This window comes from Pseudomonas sp. zfem003 (assembly GCF_032621675.1).
Taxonomy (GTDB): domain Bacteria; phylum Pseudomonadota; class Gammaproteobacteria; order Pseudomonadales; family Pseudomonadaceae; genus Metapseudomonas; species Metapseudomonas otitidis.
Genome location: NZ_JAVYJG010000007.1, coordinates 449,791 through 464,607 on the forward strand (window position 1 = coordinate 449,791; position 14,817 = coordinate 464,607).

Annotated in this window: 16 protein-coding genes; 1 reads left to right on the forward strand and 15 read right to left on the reverse strand. The window is 64.8% G+C overall.

The window, feature by feature from the left end; all coding sequences use genetic code 11:
- Positions 1-56 precede the first annotated feature (56 nt).
- The 3 genes from RTK35_RS19105 to fnr all read right to left on the reverse strand — a co-directional run bounded on the left by RTK35_RS19105 (position 57) and on the right by fnr (position 2,449).
- The gene (locus RTK35_RS19105; protein WP_044400408.1) at positions 57-890 is read right to left on the reverse strand and encodes a metal-dependent hydrolase; all 834 of its coding nucleotides are present in this window, start codon (positions 888-890) and stop codon (positions 57-59) included.
- 214 nt (positions 891-1,104) lie between these two features.
- Positions 1,105-1,653 carry an adenine phosphoribosyltransferase gene (locus RTK35_RS19110; RefSeq protein ID WP_142008197.1) on the reverse strand — a complete coding sequence of 183 codons (549 nt, stop codon included), beginning with the start codon at positions 1,651-1,653 and terminating at the stop codon, positions 1,105-1,107.
- Positions 1,654-1,714: 61 nt separating this feature from the next.
- Positions 1,715-2,449, reverse strand: a complete 735-nt coding sequence (gene fnr, locus RTK35_RS19115; protein WP_044400414.1) for a fumarate/nitrate reduction transcriptional regulator Fnr — start codon at positions 2,447-2,449, stop codon at positions 1,715-1,717.
- Positions 2,450-2,595: 146 nt separating this feature from the next.
- Here fnr and RTK35_RS19120 point away from each other — a divergent pair, with 146 nt between their 5' ends.
- Positions 2,596-3,093 carry a hypothetical protein gene (locus RTK35_RS19120; RefSeq protein WP_160483176.1) on the forward strand — a complete coding sequence of 166 codons (498 nt, stop codon included), beginning with the start codon at positions 2,596-2,598 and terminating at the stop codon, positions 3,091-3,093.
- 33 nt (positions 3,094-3,126) lie between these two features.
- On the opposite strand, the gene hemN is transcribed toward RTK35_RS19120, so the two are convergent.
- The 12 genes from hemN to RTK35_RS19180 all read right to left on the reverse strand — a co-directional run bounded on the left by hemN (position 3,127) and on the right by RTK35_RS19180 (position 14,817).
- The gene (gene hemN / locus RTK35_RS19125) at positions 3,127-4,509 is read right to left on the reverse strand and encodes an oxygen-independent coproporphyrinogen III oxidase (RefSeq protein WP_044400420.1); all 1,383 of its coding nucleotides are present in this window, start codon (positions 4,507-4,509) and stop codon (positions 3,127-3,129) included.
- Between the two features lie 124 nt (positions 4,510-4,633).
- Positions 4,634-5,317: a sulfite exporter TauE/SafE family protein gene (locus RTK35_RS19130; RefSeq protein WP_268192652.1), complete on the reverse strand. Its 684-nt coding sequence runs from the start codon at positions 5,315-5,317 to the stop codon at positions 4,634-4,636.
- The gene (gene ccoS / locus RTK35_RS19135) at positions 5,310-5,528 is read right to left on the reverse strand and encodes a cbb3-type cytochrome oxidase assembly protein CcoS (protein ID WP_236211021.1); all 219 of its coding nucleotides are present in this window, start codon (positions 5,526-5,528) and stop codon (positions 5,310-5,312) included. Before ccoS ends, RTK35_RS19130 begins: the two co-directional genes overlap by 8 nt.
- 45 nt (positions 5,529-5,573) lie before the next feature.
- Positions 5,574-7,973 (reverse strand): heavy metal translocating P-type ATPase, encoded by a 2,400-nt coding sequence (locus RTK35_RS19140; protein WP_316908726.1) that lies wholly within the window; start codon positions 7,971-7,973, stop codon positions 5,574-5,576.
- Positions 7,974-7,982: 9 nt separating this feature from the next.
- Positions 7,983-8,480, reverse strand: a complete 498-nt coding sequence (locus RTK35_RS19145; RefSeq protein ID WP_044400431.1) for a FixH family protein — start codon at positions 8,478-8,480, stop codon at positions 7,983-7,985.
- Between the two features lie 12 nt (positions 8,481-8,492).
- A complete protein-coding gene (gene ccoG / locus RTK35_RS19150; protein WP_044400433.1) occupies positions 8,493-9,908 on the reverse strand; it encodes a cytochrome c oxidase accessory protein CcoG in 1,416 nt (471 codons plus the stop codon).
- A 139-nt stretch (positions 9,909-10,047) separates the two neighbouring features.
- The gene (gene ccoP / locus RTK35_RS19155; protein ID WP_316908727.1) at positions 10,048-11,022 is read right to left on the reverse strand and encodes a cytochrome-c oxidase, cbb3-type subunit III; all 975 of its coding nucleotides are present in this window, start codon (positions 11,020-11,022) and stop codon (positions 10,048-10,050) included.
- On the reverse strand, positions 11,019-11,207 hold the full coding sequence (locus tag RTK35_RS19160; RefSeq protein ID WP_044400436.1) for a CcoQ/FixQ family Cbb3-type cytochrome c oxidase assembly chaperone: 189 nt from the start codon (positions 11,205-11,207) through the stop codon (positions 11,019-11,021). The genes ccoP (RTK35_RS19155) and RTK35_RS19160 overlap by 4 nt, the downstream gene beginning before the upstream one ends.
- Before the next feature lie 5 nt (positions 11,208-11,212).
- Entirely contained in the window at positions 11,213-11,824 is a 612-nt protein-coding gene (ccoO, locus tag RTK35_RS19165) for a cytochrome-c oxidase, cbb3-type subunit II (RefSeq protein WP_044400438.1), read from the reverse strand.
- Positions 11,824-13,263 (reverse strand): cytochrome-c oxidase, cbb3-type subunit I, encoded by a 1,440-nt coding sequence (gene ccoN, locus RTK35_RS19170; RefSeq protein ID WP_044400440.1) that lies wholly within the window; start codon positions 13,261-13,263, stop codon positions 11,824-11,826. The genes ccoO and ccoN overlap by 1 nt, the downstream gene beginning before the upstream one ends.
- Before the next feature lie 436 nt (positions 13,264-13,699).
- Positions 13,700-14,638: a cytochrome-c oxidase, cbb3-type subunit III gene (gene ccoP, locus RTK35_RS19175; RefSeq protein ID WP_044400442.1), complete on the reverse strand. Its 939-nt coding sequence runs from the start codon at positions 14,636-14,638 to the stop codon at positions 13,700-13,702.
- A complete protein-coding gene (locus RTK35_RS19180) occupies positions 14,635-14,817 on the reverse strand; it encodes a CcoQ/FixQ family Cbb3-type cytochrome c oxidase assembly chaperone (RefSeq protein ID WP_044400444.1) in 183 nt (60 codons plus the stop codon). The genes ccoP (RTK35_RS19175) and RTK35_RS19180 overlap by 4 nt, the downstream gene beginning before the upstream one ends.

Genomic DNA, 14,817 nt, shown 5'->3' on the forward strand with positions numbered 1-14,817 from the left:
TGCGCTGAGACGGAAAAGCCCGGCGATGCCGGGCTTTTTCATGGACGGACGGCGGCTCAGCCGGTGAAGCCGAGGCGTTCCTTCCAGCGGCTTTCCAGGGCCTTGGTTTCGTGGTCGAAGGGGTGGAAGCCAGGACGGTAGTAGTCCAGGTAGGGCTTGATCATGCGCGGGAAGTAGCCGGTGCGCGGGCCGAACAGGGTCTTCAGGCCGCGGGCCCAGCTTCGCAGGTTGAACAGTTGGCCGTCCTTGCGCAGCAGGTGGAACTGGAAGGCGCCGATCACGCCGATGAACATCACGCTGGTGAGTGCCATGGTGATGACGCGCTCGAAGTAGCCGCCACCGACCGCCATGTAGGCGTCGTAGCACACGGCCTTGTGTTCGTTCTCTTCGACGGCGTGCCACATCCACAGCTGGTACATCCGGGTGTCGTCCATCTGGGTGCTGAGGTCTTCGCGGCGCAGCAGCTGCTCGGCCATGGTGGCGGTGAAATGCTCCAGGGCGCAGGTGATGGCGAGGCGATGCTTCTTGGTGGTGAAGCGGGTGACCCATTCGAGCAGCACCTTGATGCGCAACTCCAGGCGCTCCAGGTCGATGCCGTGCTCGGCGGCGTAGTCGTTGTAGGTGGCATGTTCCTTGGAATGCATGGCCTCCTGGCCGATGAAGGCGCTGATGTCCTTCTGCAGCTGCGGGTCGCTGATCTGGTCGCGGACGGCGCGCACGCTGTCGACGAAGAACTTCTCGCCATAGGGGAACAGCGAGGACAGGTTGTTCATGAAGTGGCTCATGAAGGGATCACCGCTCCACCAGTACTTCTGGGTCCTGGCGAAGCTGAAGTCCATGCGGCGGACGGGGAAGTTGGCCTTGGGCAGGTTGGCGGTTGCGGTGGTCATGCGTGGATCCTCTCGATTGGGAGCCGTCCCATGTTGTTGTCTGGCTTTGGGTGACACGTTCGACTGTGTCATTGATCGATGTAACTGTTGAGGATTAACGCAGGTTTTGCCCGCTGGCGCGGACCAACTTTCGGCGGGTCGTGATGGGCTGAGGCGTAGGGGAGGGGATGCGGAGGTGGGAAGACGGGCCGCGCGAGGACGGCCCGGAGGGCGATTACTTTTCGTCGAGGCGGAAGGCGGTGAGGGCGAAGGTGGGAATGCCGGCGTCCTGCAGGCGCTCGGAGCCGCCCAGTTCCGGCAGGTCGATGATGGCGGCGGCCTCGACCACCCTGGCGCCCATGCGGCGTACCAGGCTGGCGGCGGCGAGCAGGGTGCCGCCGGTGGCGATCAGGTCATCGAAGATCAGGACCTTGTCGCCGTCGCACAGGCTGTCGGCGTGCACTTCGAGGAAGGCTTCGCCGTATTCGGTCTGGTAGCCCTCGGCGAGCACGTCGGCCGGCAGCTTGCCCTGCTTGCGGAACAGCACCAGGGGCTTGTTCAGGGCGTAGGCGACGATCGAGCCGATCAGGAAGCCCCGGGCGTCCATGGCGCCGATGTGGCTGAAGTCCGCCTCCACGTAACGCTGGACGAAGCTGTCCACCACCAGGCGCAGGCCGCGCGGGGACTGGAAGAGCGGGGTGATGTCGCGGAACACCACGCCGGGCTTGGGGAAGTCGATCACGGGACGGATCAGGGTCTTGATATCGAGGGCGTCGAAGTTCATCGCAACAGCCTGCTGGAGGAGGGGAGAGGAAGAACGTGCCGGCGGGCGCCGGCACGGTGGATCAGCCTTCGATGCTGCCGCCGGCGAGGGCGCAGAGCTCGATGGGGTCGAGGATGTGGACTTCCTTGCCTTCGGCGGCGATCAGGTTGCCTTGCTGGAAGCGGGTGAACACGCGGGAGACGGTCTCAACCGCCAGGCCGAGGTAGTTGCCGATCTCGTTGCGCGACATGGCCAGGCGGAACTGGTTGGCCGAGAAACCACGGGCGCGGAAGCGGGCGGACAGGTTGACCAGGAAGGTGGCGATGCGCTCGTCGGCGGTCTTCTTGGAGAGCAGTAGCATCATCTGCTGGTCGTCGCGGATCTCGCGGCTCATCACGCGCATCAGCTGGCGGCGCAGTTGCGGCAGCTGGACGGACAGCTCGTCGAGGCGCTCGAAGGGGATCTCGCAGACCGAGGTGGTTTCCAGCGCCTGGGCGGAAACCGGGTACAGCTCGGTGTCCATGCCGGACAGGCCGACCAGTTCGCTGGGCAGGTGGAAGCCGGTGATCTGCTCTTCACCCGAGTCGGTCAGGCCGAAGGTCTTCAGGGCGCCGGAGCGCACGGCGAATACCGACTCGAAGGTGTCGCCCTGGCGGAACAGGAAGTCGCCTTTCTTCAGGGGGCGGCCACGCTTGACGATTTCGTCGAGCGAGTCCATGTCCTCCATGTTCAGCGAAAGGGGCAGGCACAGGGCGGCGAGGCTGCAGTCCTTGCAGTGGGCCTGGGGCAGGTTGCGCGCCTTGATGATCTCGGACATCCAGGTTTCCTTCATGGCAAACACGTAGAAGGCGTAAGGGTAACGCAGGCCGGGGGCCGAGGGCCAGAAAAACGCCTCCTGCGAAACGACTCAAGTTCATCCGTGCAGTGCCGAAAACCTGGCGTGATTACGAGGGAGTGCATGTCATGAGGATCGACATTTCCGGCTGGCCCTTCTCCAGCCAGCATGCCACGGCGCTCCGTAGCGCCAAGGCCGGGGTTGCGGATGAGCCGGCCCAAGCAGCCCAGGCGGAAGAGGCCAAGGCAGCCGGTAGTGCCACTGCTTCCGAGCAGCCAGGTGTGAAGGTAAGCCTCTCCAAGGAAGGAGTGGCGCGTTCCGAAGAGGCGAGCAAGGACGATGACATCGATGAGAGTGGCCTGCCGGATTCCATCAAGCAGATCCTGAAGATGATCCGCCGCTTGCGGGAGCAGGTGGAGGAGAAGAAGAAGGAGCTGCAGGAGGTGGCGATGGACAGCAGCCTGGATGAGGAAACCCGCAAGCTGCGTCAGCAGCAGTTGCAAGGGGAGCTGGCCAGCCTTAACTCCGCGCTGACCACGGCGCTGGTCAACCTGCGCAAGGCGATGAAGGAGTCGAAGCTCAGCGATGAGCAGTCTATCAAGGCGATGAGCCTGGCCATGAAATGAGCCAAAGGCCCGCCCCGTTCGGGGCGGGTTTCTTCAGATCACCCGGGAGAAACGCTGGGTGGTTTCCGGGGTGAGGTAGTGGTCGAACAGCATGCACACCGAGCGCACCAGCAGTCGGCCGGTGGGCTGGATGTCGATGCGGCGATCGGTGAGGCTGATCAGCCCGTCCCGCGCCATGGCTTCGAGCTGGGGCCACACGGCGTCGAAGTACCCCCTGAACTCGATGTTGTATCGCGATTCGATCATCTCGAAATCCAGCTCGAACTCGCAGATCAGCTGCTGGATCACGGCGCGGCGGATGCGGTCGTCCTCATTGCATGACAGGCCCCGGCGAGTGGCCAGTTGATCAGCGCCGAGGGTTTCCTGATAGGTGTTGAGGTTGCTGTCGTTCTGGCAGTACAGATCGCCGACCTGGCTGATGGCGGAGACGCCCAGGCCGATGAGGTCGCAGTGGCCATGGGTGGTGTAGCCCTGGAAATTGCGTTGCAGGCGACCGTCCTCCTGTGCGATGGAGAGCTCGTCGTCGGGCAGGGCGAAGTGGTCCATGCCGATGTAGCGGTAGCCGGCCCGGGTCAGCTGCTCGATGCTGCCCTGGAGCATTTCCAGCTTGTGGGCCGGGCTGGGCAGCTCTTCGCTGCGGATGCGCCGCTGGGGCATGAAGCGTTCCGGCAGGTGGGCGTAGTTGAAGACCGAGAGGCGGTCGGGTTGCAGCGCAATCACCTCTGCGACGGTACGGGCGAAGCTCTCCGGAGTCTGTCGCGGCAGGCCGTAGATCAGGTCGATGTTCACCGAGCGGAACTGCAGGGTCCGGGCCGCTTCGATGATGCCGCGCGTCTCGGACAGGCTCTGCAGGCGGTTCACCGCGAGCTGAACGGACGGATCGAGGTCCTGCACGCCCAGGCTGACGCGGTTGAAGCCCAGCTCACGCAGCAGGCCCATGGTGGACCAGTCGGCTTCGCGCGGGTCGATCTCGATGCCGTAGTCACCCGAGTCGTCGTCCAGCAGGTTGAAGTGCTTGCGCAGGTGGCCCATCAGGCGGCGCAGCTCGTCATGGCTGAGGAAGGTGGGGGTGCCGCCGCCGAAGTGCAGTTGTTCCACCCGTTGCTGCGGGTCGAGGTGGCAGGCGATGAGTTCGATCTCGCGCTCGAGCTTCTCCAGGTAGGGGAGGGCGCGGCCACGGTCCTTGGTGATGACCTTGTTGCAGGCGCAGTAGTAGCAGATGTTCGCGCAGAACGGGACGTGGACGTAGAGCGACAGCGGGCGCTGCGCCTTGCGGCTGTCGCGCAGGGCGTGCAGCAGGTCGAAGGAGCCGATGCGATCGTTGAATTGCACGGCTGTGGGGTAGGAGGTGTAGCGGGGGCCTGCCGCGTCGTAGCGGCGGATCAGGCCGGAGTCCCAGCGGATATCGTCGAGCATGCGGGCAATCCAGGATCAGCAGTCAGTGGCGCGAGTCTAGGTGCCGCCCGGCCATGGCTTGTTGATCTGAGTCATGCTGTCGCAGAGCCCCGCCGCATGGGGTTGAGCGGTTCTACAGGAGGGCTTAGTGCCCCATCAACCAGTGCTGGTGCGGGCCGGGAAGCGTCCAGATACCGAACAGCATCACCAGCACGCCGCCGGCGATGCGGATACCGCGCTTGCGCAGCAGGGCGGTCAGGCGTTCAGCGGCCAGGCCCGTTGCCAGCAGCACCGGCCAGGTGCCGAGGCCGAAGGCGAGCATGAGCAGCACGCTGTCGCTGGCTGAACCCTGGCTAGCGGACCAGAGCAGGGTGCTGTAGACCAGGCCGCACGGCAGCCAGCCCCAGAGCGCGCCGAGCAGCAGGGCGCGGGGCAGCGTGGAGACCGGCAGCAGGCGGCTCGCCACGGGCTGGATGTGGCGCCAGAGGCCGCGCCCCAGTGCTTCGATGCGGGTCAGGCCGCTCCACCAGCCGGCCAGGTAGAGGCCCATGCACACCAGCAGCAGGCCGGCCACCACGCGCATTGCCATTGCTGCCGGGCTGTTGGCCACGGCCCAGCCGGCCAGGCCGATGAGCAGGCCGGCTGTGGCGTAGCTGAGAATGCGTCCGAGGTTGTAGGCCAGCAGCAGGCGCAGGCGGCGGGCGCGCTGCTCCGGCGGGATGGCCAGGGTCAGCGCACCCATCAGGCCCCCGCACATGCCGATGCAGTGACCACCGCCCAGCAGGCCGAGAATCAGTGCCGACACCAGTTGTGGGGCGAGTTCAGGCACCGTTGCGGTCCTTGTCCTGCTCGCCGTTCTCGGTTTCGTCCGCCTCGGCGATGCCAGCCTTGTGGCTGGGGTCTTCATCATCGAAGAGGATGCTGTGGGCGGGGCCGTCGAGGTCGTCGTACTGGCCGCTGTCCACTGCCCAGAAGAACAGCCAGATGGCGAAGCCCACCAGGCCGATGGCGACGGGAATGAGGATGTAGAGCGCAGGCATCGGGAGTCTCGTTGTCAGGGCAGGCGGAGGATGCCGGGCTGGCCGCTAGGTGCGTGCCAGCCGAAGGGCGTTGATCACGACCAGCAGTGAGCTGACCGACATGCCGAAGGCGGCCCAGAGCGGGGTGACCCAGCCCAGCGCGGCAAATGGCAGGACGCTGCCATTGTACAGCGTCGCCCAGGCCAGGTTCTGGATGATGATGTGGCGGGTGCGCGAGGCGACCGAAAGCGCCTGGACCAGGCTTTCCAGCCGGTTCGAGAGCAGCACCGCATCCGCGCTGGTCTTGGCCAGGTCGGTGGCGCTGCCCATGGCGACGCTGATGTCGGCACCGGCGAGGACGGGGACGTCGTTGACGCCGTCGCCCAGCATCAGCACACGCCGGCCTTGCTGGTGCAGGTCCCGCAGCACGGCCAGCTTGGCGTCCGGGCTGAGACCACCGCGTGCATCGTCGATGCCGAGCTGGCGGGCGATCTCGTCGACCATCGGCGAGCTGTCGCCGGACAGCAGCATGATCCGCCAGCCTTTGGCCTTGCAGGCCTCCACCAGCAGCGGGGCGTCTTCGCGCAGGCGATCATCCAGCACCAGCCAGGCCAGCGGCCCATTGTCATCACCCAGCAGCAGCCACTGACCCTGCTGGCCGGGAATGGCGGGCGCTGCCCAGCCACCGAGTTCGGCGACGAAGTCGGCCTGGCCAATGCGCAGGCGGCGCCCTTCCACGAGGCCTTCAAGCCCCTTGCCGGGGATGCTGCGCACTTCGTCGGCGGCCACCGGCGCACGGCCGAAGGCGCGGGCGATGGGGTGTTCGGAGCGGTTCTCGAGTGCAGCGGCCAGGGCCAGGCAGGCGTCGCCGTCCAGGCTCGCGAGGGGGTGGATGGCGCTCAGGGTCAGCCGGCCCTCGGTGAGGGTGCCGGTCTTGTCGAAGATCACGGTGTCGATGTGATTCAGCCCTTCCAGCACATGGCCCCGGGTCAGCAGGAGCCCGAGCTTGTGCAGGCTGCCGGTGGCGGTGGTGAGGGCGGTGGGTGTGGCCAGGGCCAGGGCGCAGGGGCAGGTGGCGACCAGCAGCGACAGCACGACCCAGAAGGCGCGGGAGGCGTCGATTTCCCACCAGATCAGCCCGACCACGGCGGCCGCCAGCAGGACGAAGATGAGGAACCACTGGGCGACCTTGTCCGCCAGTTCGGCGAGGCGCGGCTTGTCGGCCTGGGCGCGTTCCAGCAGGCGCACGATGGCGGACAGCCGGGTCTTGTCGCCCAGGGCCTGGACCTCAAGGGTCAGCGGCCCTTCGACGTTGAGCGTGCCGGCGGTGACAGCATCGCCCGGGTTGCGCGGCAGGGGCAGGTACTCGCCGGTGAGGAGGGATTCGTCGACGCTGGAGCGGCCCTCCAGGATCACGCCGTCGGCCGGCATCAGGGCGCCCGGAGGCACCAGGACGCGGTCGCCCAGCTTCAACTCGTCGAGGAGGATGCGCTGGCCTTGTCCGGTGTCATCCAGCCGCAGGCAGGAGGCGGGCAGCAGGTTGACCAGTTGGGCGGTGGCGGCGGCCGTTCGCTCGCGGGCACGGCGTTCGAGGTAGCGGCCGGCCAGGAGGAAGAGGGCGAACATGCCCACGGCGTCGTAGTACAGCTCGCCCGTGCCGGTGACCGTCGACCAGATGCCGGCCACGTAGGCGCCGCCGATGGCGAGGGACACGGAGACGTCCATGCTCAGGTGGCGGGTGCGCAGGTCCCTGAGCGCGCCGCGGAAAAACTGGCCGCAGCAGTAGAAGACGATGGGCGTGGTGAGGAACAGGCTGACCCAGCGCAGGATCTTGTCCAGCTCCGGCGTCAGGTCGATGTTGAATTCGGGCCAGGTGGCCATCGCAGCCATCATCACCTGCATCCACAGCAGGCCGGCGACGCCCAGCTGGCGCATGGCGCGGCGGTTCTCGGTGGCGAGTCGCTCGGCTGCTTCGTCGGCCTTGTAGGGGTGGCCGGCATAGCCGATGCGGCGCAGCTCCTTGAGCAGGCTGCTGAGGGGGATCTGGCTATCGGCCCAGCGCATCTGGAGCCGGTGGTTGGACAGGTTGAGGCGCGCCTCGGCAACGCCTGGGAGGCCCCGCAGGTGCTTCTCGATCAACCAGCCGCAGGCGGCGCAACTGATGCCTTCGATGAGCAGGCTGGTCTCGCTGAGTTCGCCTTCGTGCTGGACGAAGGGCCGCTGGACATCCGCGCGGTCAAACAGGGCCAACTCGTCCGGCAGGGCACCGGGAAGGGCATCGGGGTTGGCGGCAGTCTCGCTGCGATGGCGGTAGTAGCTTTCCAGACCGCCGGCGACGATGGCTTCGGCCACGGCCTGGCACCCTGGACAGCACATGGCCCTCGTCTCTCCCAGCACGAGGGCCTCGTAGGGGCTGCCGGCGGGAACCGGCAAGCCGCAGTGGTAGCAGTTGAGTGGGGCGGGCATGGGCGGGGCTTATTCGCCGAGCTGGGTTACGCCACCCGCCTCAAGGTTTTCCTCTTCGAAGAGGCGCCAGTCCTGGCCGTCTTCCTGACCGATCAGCTCGACGAAGCGGCGGCCGCCAACGTCGTCTTCCAGGTGCCCGGTGTAGAGACCGGGTGCCTTGGGTTGGAGCACGACGCGGCGATCCTTCTCGGGCTGGGTAGGGGAGAGGAGGCTGAGCACCAGGTGCTGGGGCTGGCTCTTGCCATCGAGGCGGACCTCGACCTCGCCGCTACCGTTGTCGAAGCGGACCTCGGCACGCATGCCCAGGCTTTGGGCCAGGTTCTCGCGCTCCAGGGAGGTGTTGATGCCCTTGCCGACCTCGTAGTAGTTGTCTGCCACAAGGCTCGGCGGGTTCTTGATGGCGACTACCAGCATGGTGGTTCCCAGCACCACGGAGGTGCCGAGGATGCCGAGGATGAACCACGGCCAGGGTTGCTTGTACCAGGGGCTTGGGGCTTCGGACTGCATGGTATTCCCGTTCTAGCGGACGCTGGGGCCGATGAAGCGGCTGTCGGCGTCGTTCTCGATGCTGGCGTCATCCACCGCACGGACGCGGAAGACGATGGTGTTGGTGCTGGACGGCAGCTTGTCCGGGTCGATGGACAGTTCCACCGGTACGGACAGGACTTCGCCTGCCTCGGCACGCACCTCGCGCTTGCCCTCGTAGACCAGGCCATCCAGGCCGTCGGCTTCGAGTACGAAGTCGATGTCCTTCTGGGCCTTGTTCATGATCTTCAGGGTGTAGACGTTCTCGATGCGGCCTTGCTCGTTTTCGCGATAGAGCACCCGGTCCTTGATGACGTCCAGTTCCACCAGGGAACGGGCGCTGACGGCATAGCCGAACAGGCTGATCATCGCGACGAGGGCGGCAGCGTAACCGATCAGGCGGGGGCGCAGTAGGTGCGTCTGCTGGCCGTTCAGGTTGTGTTCAGTGGTGTAGCTGATCAGCCCCTTGGGATAGTTCATCTTCTCCATGATGCTGTCGCAGGCGTCGATGCAGGCGGCGCAGCCGATGCACTCGATCTGCAGGCCGTCACGGATGTCGATGCCGGTGGGGCAGACCTGCACGCACATGGTGCAGTCGATGCAGTCGCCCAGGCCCTGGGCCTTGTAGTCGACGTTCTTCTTGCGCGGACCGCGGGATTCGCCGCGACGCGGGTCGTAGGAAACGATCAGGGTGTCCTTGTCGAACATCACGCTCTGGAAGCGGGCGTAGGGGCACATGTAGATGCACACCTGTTCGCGCAACCACCCGGCGTTGCCGTAGGTGGCCAGGGTGAAGAAGCCGACCCAGAAGTAGGCCCAGCCGTCCGCGTTGCCGGTGAAGAGGTCGGTCATCAGGTCGCGGATGGGGGTGAAGTAGCCGACGAAGGTCAGGCCGGTGACGAAGCCGATCAGCAGCCAAAGGCTGTGCTTGGCCGACTTGCGCAGGAATTTGTTGGCGCTGGCGGGGGCCTTGTCGAGCTTCATGCGCTGGTTGCGGTCACCCTCGGTGACTTTCTCGCACCACATGAAGATCCAGGTCCACACGCTCTGCGGGCAGGTGTAGCCGCACCAGACACGGCCGGCGAACACGGTGATGAAGAACAGGCCAAAGGCGCAGATGATCAGCAGCCAGGACAGGAGAACGAAGTCCTGGGGCCAGAAGGTGGCGCCGAAGATGTAGAACTTGCGTTCCGGCAGGTTCCACCAGACGGCCTGTCGGTCGTTCCAGGTCAGCCAGACGGTGCCGAAGTAGAGCAGGAAGAGGAAGGCGCCCCCTGCCATTCGCAGGTTGCGGAAGAGGCCGGTGAAGGCTCGGGTGTAGATCTTTTCGCGGCTGGCGTAGAGGTCGGTGCTTTGACCGCCTTTTGCCGGGGGAGGGGTAATGTTCTGGACGGGGATCTGTTCGCTCATCTATCTCGTACCACGGCTGTTTGGCTTGCCCCGATCAGTGCTTGCCGAACGGGATCTTAGTGCCACATCACATATGGTACGCCTGATAGCTGCCCGCCATGTGCGACAGTGCGTCGCGCATGGCGGGCATAGGTACTGCTTATTTGCCTTCGGCTTCGGTCGCACCCTTGTGGGAGAGACTGTACACGTAGGCGGCCAGCAGGTGGACCTTGTCGTTACCCAGGTGTTCTTCCTGCGCCGGCATCATGCCCTGGCGACCATAGCGGATGGTCTGCTGCAGTTGGGCAAAGCTGCTGCCGTAGATGAACGCGTTGGGGTGGGTCAGGTTCGGAGCGCCCATGGCCGGGGTGCCCTTGCCTTCCGGACCGTGGCAGGCCACGCAGTTGGCGGCAAAGATGGCTTTGCCGTTTTCCGGGTTGGCGTTGGCGTCCTTCGGCAGGTCGCGACCATCCAGGGTCTGGCGCACGAAGGCAGCGACGTCACGAACGCCTTGCTCGCCGATCACTTCGCCCCAGGCCGGCATCACGCCGTGACGGCCGCCGAGGATGGTGGTCTTGATGGTCTCGGCCTCACCGCCCCAGCGCCAGTCGGCGTCGGTCAGGTTCGGGAAGCCGTAGGAGCCCTTGGCGTCGGAGCCGTGGCACACCGAGCAGTTGGAGGCGAAGAGACGACCACCCATTTTCAGGGCTTTCTCGTCCTTGGCCACTTCCTCGATGGGCATGGCGGCGTATTTCTTGAACAGCGGGCCGTATTGCTGATCGGCCTTGTCCATTTCCTTTTCCCACTGGTGGACACCGGTCCAGCCGCTTTCGCCGTTGGCGAAGGGCTTGCCTTCGGCCACTTCGTTATAGCCGGGGAAGATGCCTTTCCAGTTGCCCATGCCCGGGTACAGGACCAGGTAGCCGACGGCGAACACGAGGGTGCCGACGAACAGCATGAACCACCACTTGGGCAGCGGGTTGTCGTATTCCTCGATGCCGTCGAAGGCATGGCCGAGGGTTTCTTCGGTGGTTTCCTGGCGCTGGCCCTTGCGGGTGGCAAAGATCAGCACCGCCAGTGCCACCAGGGTGGCGCTGGTCAGGAGGGTTACGTACCAACTCCAGAACGTGGTCATTCGCTCTTACTCCTAGAAGCTTCGTCGTCGCGCTTGGTGTCCGCCGGCTTGTCATCAGCGAAGGGCAAGTTGGCAGCTTCGTCGAAGCTGCTCTTGCGCTTGCCGTTGTAGGCCCAGAGGACGACGCCGATGAAGGCGACGAACACCAGGATGGTTCCCAGCCCGCGGAGAGTCTGGATATCCATCGTGCTTACCGTTTGTTCTTGATCGAGGTGCCCAGACCCTGAAGGAACGCCACCAGTGCGTCCATCTCGGTCTTGCCCTTGACCGCGTCACGTGCGCCGGCGATGTCATCGTCGGTGTAGGGGACGCCGAGGGTACGAAGCGCTTGCATCTTGGCAGCGGTGTCTTTGCCGTCGAGCTTGTTCTCAACCAGCCAGGGGTAGGCAGGCATCTTCGACTCGGGCACCACGTTGCGCGGGTTGTACAGGTGCGCACGGTGCCAGTCGTCGGAGTAGCGGCCGCCTACGCGGGCCAGGTCCGGGCCGGTCCGCTTGGAGCCCCACAGGAAGGGGTGGTCCCATACGCTTTCACCGGCAACGGAGTAGTGGCCGTAGCGCTCGGTCTCGGCGCGGAAGGGGCGAACCATCTGCGAGTGGCAGCCAACGCAGCCTTCGCGGATGTAGATGTCGCGGCCTTCCAGCTCCAGCGCGGTGCGAGGCTTCATGCCTTCGACCGGGGTGTTGGTCACGTCCTGGAAGAACAGCGGGACGATCTGCACGAGACCGCCGATGCTAACGGCGATCACCATGAACAGTGCCAGCAGACCGACGTTCTTCTCGACTAATTCGTGTTGCTTCATTAGTGAGCTCCTTGCGGAATCTGGGCAGCCGCATCGTACTCGGCCGGCTTGGCGGCGCGTACGGTACGGAAGGTGTTGTAGGCCATCAGCAGCATGCCGGTCACGAAGAAGGCGCCGCCGATCATGCGCACCAGGTAACCCGGGTGGCTGGCCTCAAGGGCTTCGACGAAGGAGTAGGTGAGGGTGCCGTCTTCGTTGACTGCGCGCCACATCAGACCCTGGGTGATGCCGTTGACCCACATGGAGGCGATGTACAGAACGGTACCGATGGTAGCCAGCCAGAAGTGGGCGTTGATCAGGCCGACGCTGTGCATCTGCTCGCGACCGAACACCTTCGGGATCAGGTGGTACAGCGAACCGATGGAAATCATCGCCACCCAGCCGAGGGCACCAGCGTGTACGTGGCCGATGGTCCAGTCGGTGTAGTGGGAGAGGGCGTTGACGGTCTTGATGGCCATCATCGGGCCTTCGAAGGTCGACATGCCGTAGAACGCCAGGGACACCACCAGGAAGCGCAGGATGGGGTCGGAGCGCAGCTTATGCCAGGCACCCGACAGGCTCATCATGCCGTTGATCATGCCGCCCCAGCTCGGAGCCAGCAGGATCAGGGACATGGCCATGCCCAGGGACTGCGCCCAGTCCGGCAGCGCGGTGTAGTGCAGGTGGTGCGGACCGGCCCAGATGTACAGGGTGATCAGCGCCCAGAAGTGCACGATGGACAGGCGGTAGGAGTAGATCGGACGCTCGGCCTGCTTCGGAACGAAGTAGTACATCATCCCCAGGAAGCCGGTGGTCAGGAAGAAGCCCACGGCGTTGTGGCCGTACCACCACTGGATCATGGCGTCGGTCGCACCGGCATACAGCGAGTAGGACTTGGTCAGGGTGACCGGGATTTCCATGCTGTTGACGATGTGCAGCATCGCGGTAACCAGGATGAAGGCCCCGAAGAACCAGTTACCGACATAGATGTGCTTGGTCTTGCGCTTGATCACGGTGCCGAAGAACACGAGCGCGTAGGTGATCCAGACCACCGCCAGCAGGATGTCGATCGGCCATTCCAGCTCGGCGTACTCCTTGGAGGAGGTGTAGCCCAGCGGCAGGGTGATGACCGCCAGCACGATCACCGCTTGCCAACCCCAGAAGGTGAACGCGGCGAGAGTGTCGGAGATCAGGCGAGTCTGGCAGGTGCGCTGTACCACGTAGTAGGACGTGGCAAACAGGGCGCAACCACCGAAGGCGAAGATCACCGCGTTGGTATGCAAGGGACGCAGACGGCCGAAGCTGGTCCACGGAAGGTTCAGGTTGAGTTCCGGCCACACGAGTTGTGCGGCAATGAACACGCCTAGACCCATCCCAATGACCCCCCAGATCACCGTCATAATGGCGAACTGGCGGACCACCTTATAGTTATAAGCAGTCTGACTGATTGCTGTGCTCATGCTAGGGGTTCCACGGTTAATGGAGTTTTTCGGGACAAAAAAGCGGCGGCAAGTATGGAGAAAGAGGGTATGCAATGCAACGACACATGCCGTCACAAACCCGCTTTCCAAGCCCTCTGGAAAGGGTTTCCAACCTGTTTGCCAGGTGTCCCGACCGTGGTTTCCCAGTGATCGGTTCCAGTGCTTTCGAGAGGGGAAAGTCGCCTCGTGGTTATGCCGGGCGGCGACTACGGACCATATTAGTGCAAGGTCCAACTCGTGAAAGGCTACTGGTCGGAACGGGTGCGACATCGCGTCGCACTATATATAAGGAGGGGTGGACACCTCCCTGTGTCCGGTTTGCCCTTCTTGCGTCGGGCTGCCTTTGCGCGGCTTCCGTCAGGCGCCTTTCGGGCCGGGCGGGGTGGCGACGCCTCCTTGCGTCGCCGGTCTCGGGTTACTCCGCTGCGACTTTGTCACCGCCCTTGCGGGACAGGCTGTACACGTAGGCGGCCAGGATGTGGACCTTGTCCTGACCCAGGTACTGGTCCTGGGCGGGCATCTGGCCGTTACGACCGTAACGGATGGTCTGTTGCAGTTGGGCCAGGCTGGAGCCGTAGATCCAGGCGGCGGGCTTGGTCAGGTCCGGAGCGCCCATGGCCGGGGTGCCATGGCCTTCGGGGCCGTGGCAGGCCACGCAGGTGCTGGCGAACAGGGCCTTGCCGGCGGCCACGTCGGCCTTGGCGTCTTCCGGCAGCTTCAGGCCGGCCAGGTCCTGGCGGACATAGGCGGCCACGTTCTTGACGCCATCCTCACCGAGTACCTCGCCCCAGGCCGGCATGGCAGCCATGCGACCGTGGAGGATGGTGGTCTTGATGGTTTCGGCGTCGCCGCCCCAGCGCCAGCTGTCGTCGGCCAGGTTCGGGAAGCCGACGGCGCCCTTGGCGTCCGAGCCGTGGCAGATGGAGCAGTAGGTGGCGAACAGGCGGCCGCCCATCTTCAGGGCCTGCGGATCCTGGGCAACGGCTTCGACCGGCATGGCCGAATACTTGGCGAAGATCGGGCCGTACATCGCGTTGGCCTTGTCCACTTCGCGCTGCCATTGCTTGTCCTGGGTCCAGCCGTCGTCATAGCCCGGCAGCACGCCCTTCCAGTTGCCCAGGCCCGGGTAGAGCGCCAGGTAGCCGAAGGTGAAGATGATGGTGCCGACGAACAGCATGAACCACCACTTGGGCAGCGGGTTGTCGTACTCCTCGATGCCGTCGAAGCTGTGGCCCATGGTCTTGTCGACCGTGCCCTTGGCTTCGCCCTTGCGGGTGGCGAAAACCAGCCAGAGCAGCGCCACCAGGGTGAACAGGGTGAGCAGGGAGATGTACCAGCTCCAGAAAGTGCTCATTCGAATGTGCTCCTAGAATCATTCCGGTCTTGCGGGCTTGGCAGGTCGTCGCCGAAGGGCAGCAGGGCGGCCTGGTCGAAATCGGCCTTGCGGCGCCCGCTGTAGGCCCAGCAGATAACCCCGATCATCGCGACCAGCACCATCAGGGTGCCCAGGCCGCGAAGCGTTCCGATGTCCAT

Coding starts and splice junctions, on each gene's coding strand:
- RTK35_RS19105 (WP_044400408.1), bottom strand. CDS start 890: ATGACCACCGCAACCGCCAACCTGCCCAAGGCCAACTTCCCCGTCCGC.
- RTK35_RS19110 (WP_142008197.1), bottom strand. CDS start 1,653: ATGAACTTCGACGCCCTCGATATCAAGACCCTGATCCGTCCCGTGATC.
- fnr (WP_044400414.1), bottom strand. CDS start 2,449: ATGTCCGAGATCATCAAGGCGCGCAACCTGCCCCAGGCCCACTGCAAG.
- RTK35_RS19120 (WP_160483176.1), top strand. CDS start 2,596: ATGAGGATCGACATTTCCGGCTGGCCCTTCTCCAGCCAGCATGCCACG.
- hemN (WP_044400420.1), bottom strand. CDS start 4,509: ATGCTCGACGATATCCGCTGGGACTCCGGCCTGATCCGCCGCTACGAC.
- ccoS (WP_236211021.1), bottom strand. CDS start 5,528: ATGCCTGCGCTCTACATCCTCATTCCCGTCGCCATCGGCCTGGTGGGC.
- RTK35_RS19140 (WP_316908726.1), bottom strand. CDS start 7,973: ATGCCCGCCCCACTCAACTGCTACCACTGCGGCTTGCCGGTTCCCGCC.
- RTK35_RS19145 (WP_044400431.1), bottom strand. CDS start 8,480: ATGCAGTCCGAAGCCCCAAGCCCCTGGTACAAGCAACCCTGGCCGTGG.
- ccoG (WP_044400433.1), bottom strand. CDS start 9,908: ATGAGCGAACAGATCCCCGTCCAGAACATTACCCCTCCCCCGGCAAAA.
- ccoP (WP_316908727.1), bottom strand. CDS start 11,022: ATGACCACGTTCTGGAGTTGGTACGTAACCCTCCTGACCAGCGCCACC.
- RTK35_RS19160 (WP_044400436.1), bottom strand. CDS start 11,207: ATGGATATCCAGACTCTCCGCGGGCTGGGAACCATCCTGGTGTTCGTC.
- ccoO (WP_044400438.1), bottom strand. CDS start 11,824: ATGAAGCAACACGAATTAGTCGAGAAGAACGTCGGTCTGCTGGCACTG.
- ccoN (WP_044400440.1), bottom strand. CDS start 13,263: ATGAGCACAGCAATCAGTCAGACTGCTTATAACTATAAGGTGGTCCGC.
- ccoP (WP_044400442.1), bottom strand. CDS start 14,638: ATGAGCACTTTCTGGAGCTGGTACATCTCCCTGCTCACCCTGTTCACC.
- RTK35_RS19180 (WP_044400444.1), bottom strand. CDS start 14,817: ATGGACATCGGAACGCTTCGCGGCCTGGGCACCCTGATGGTGCTGGTC.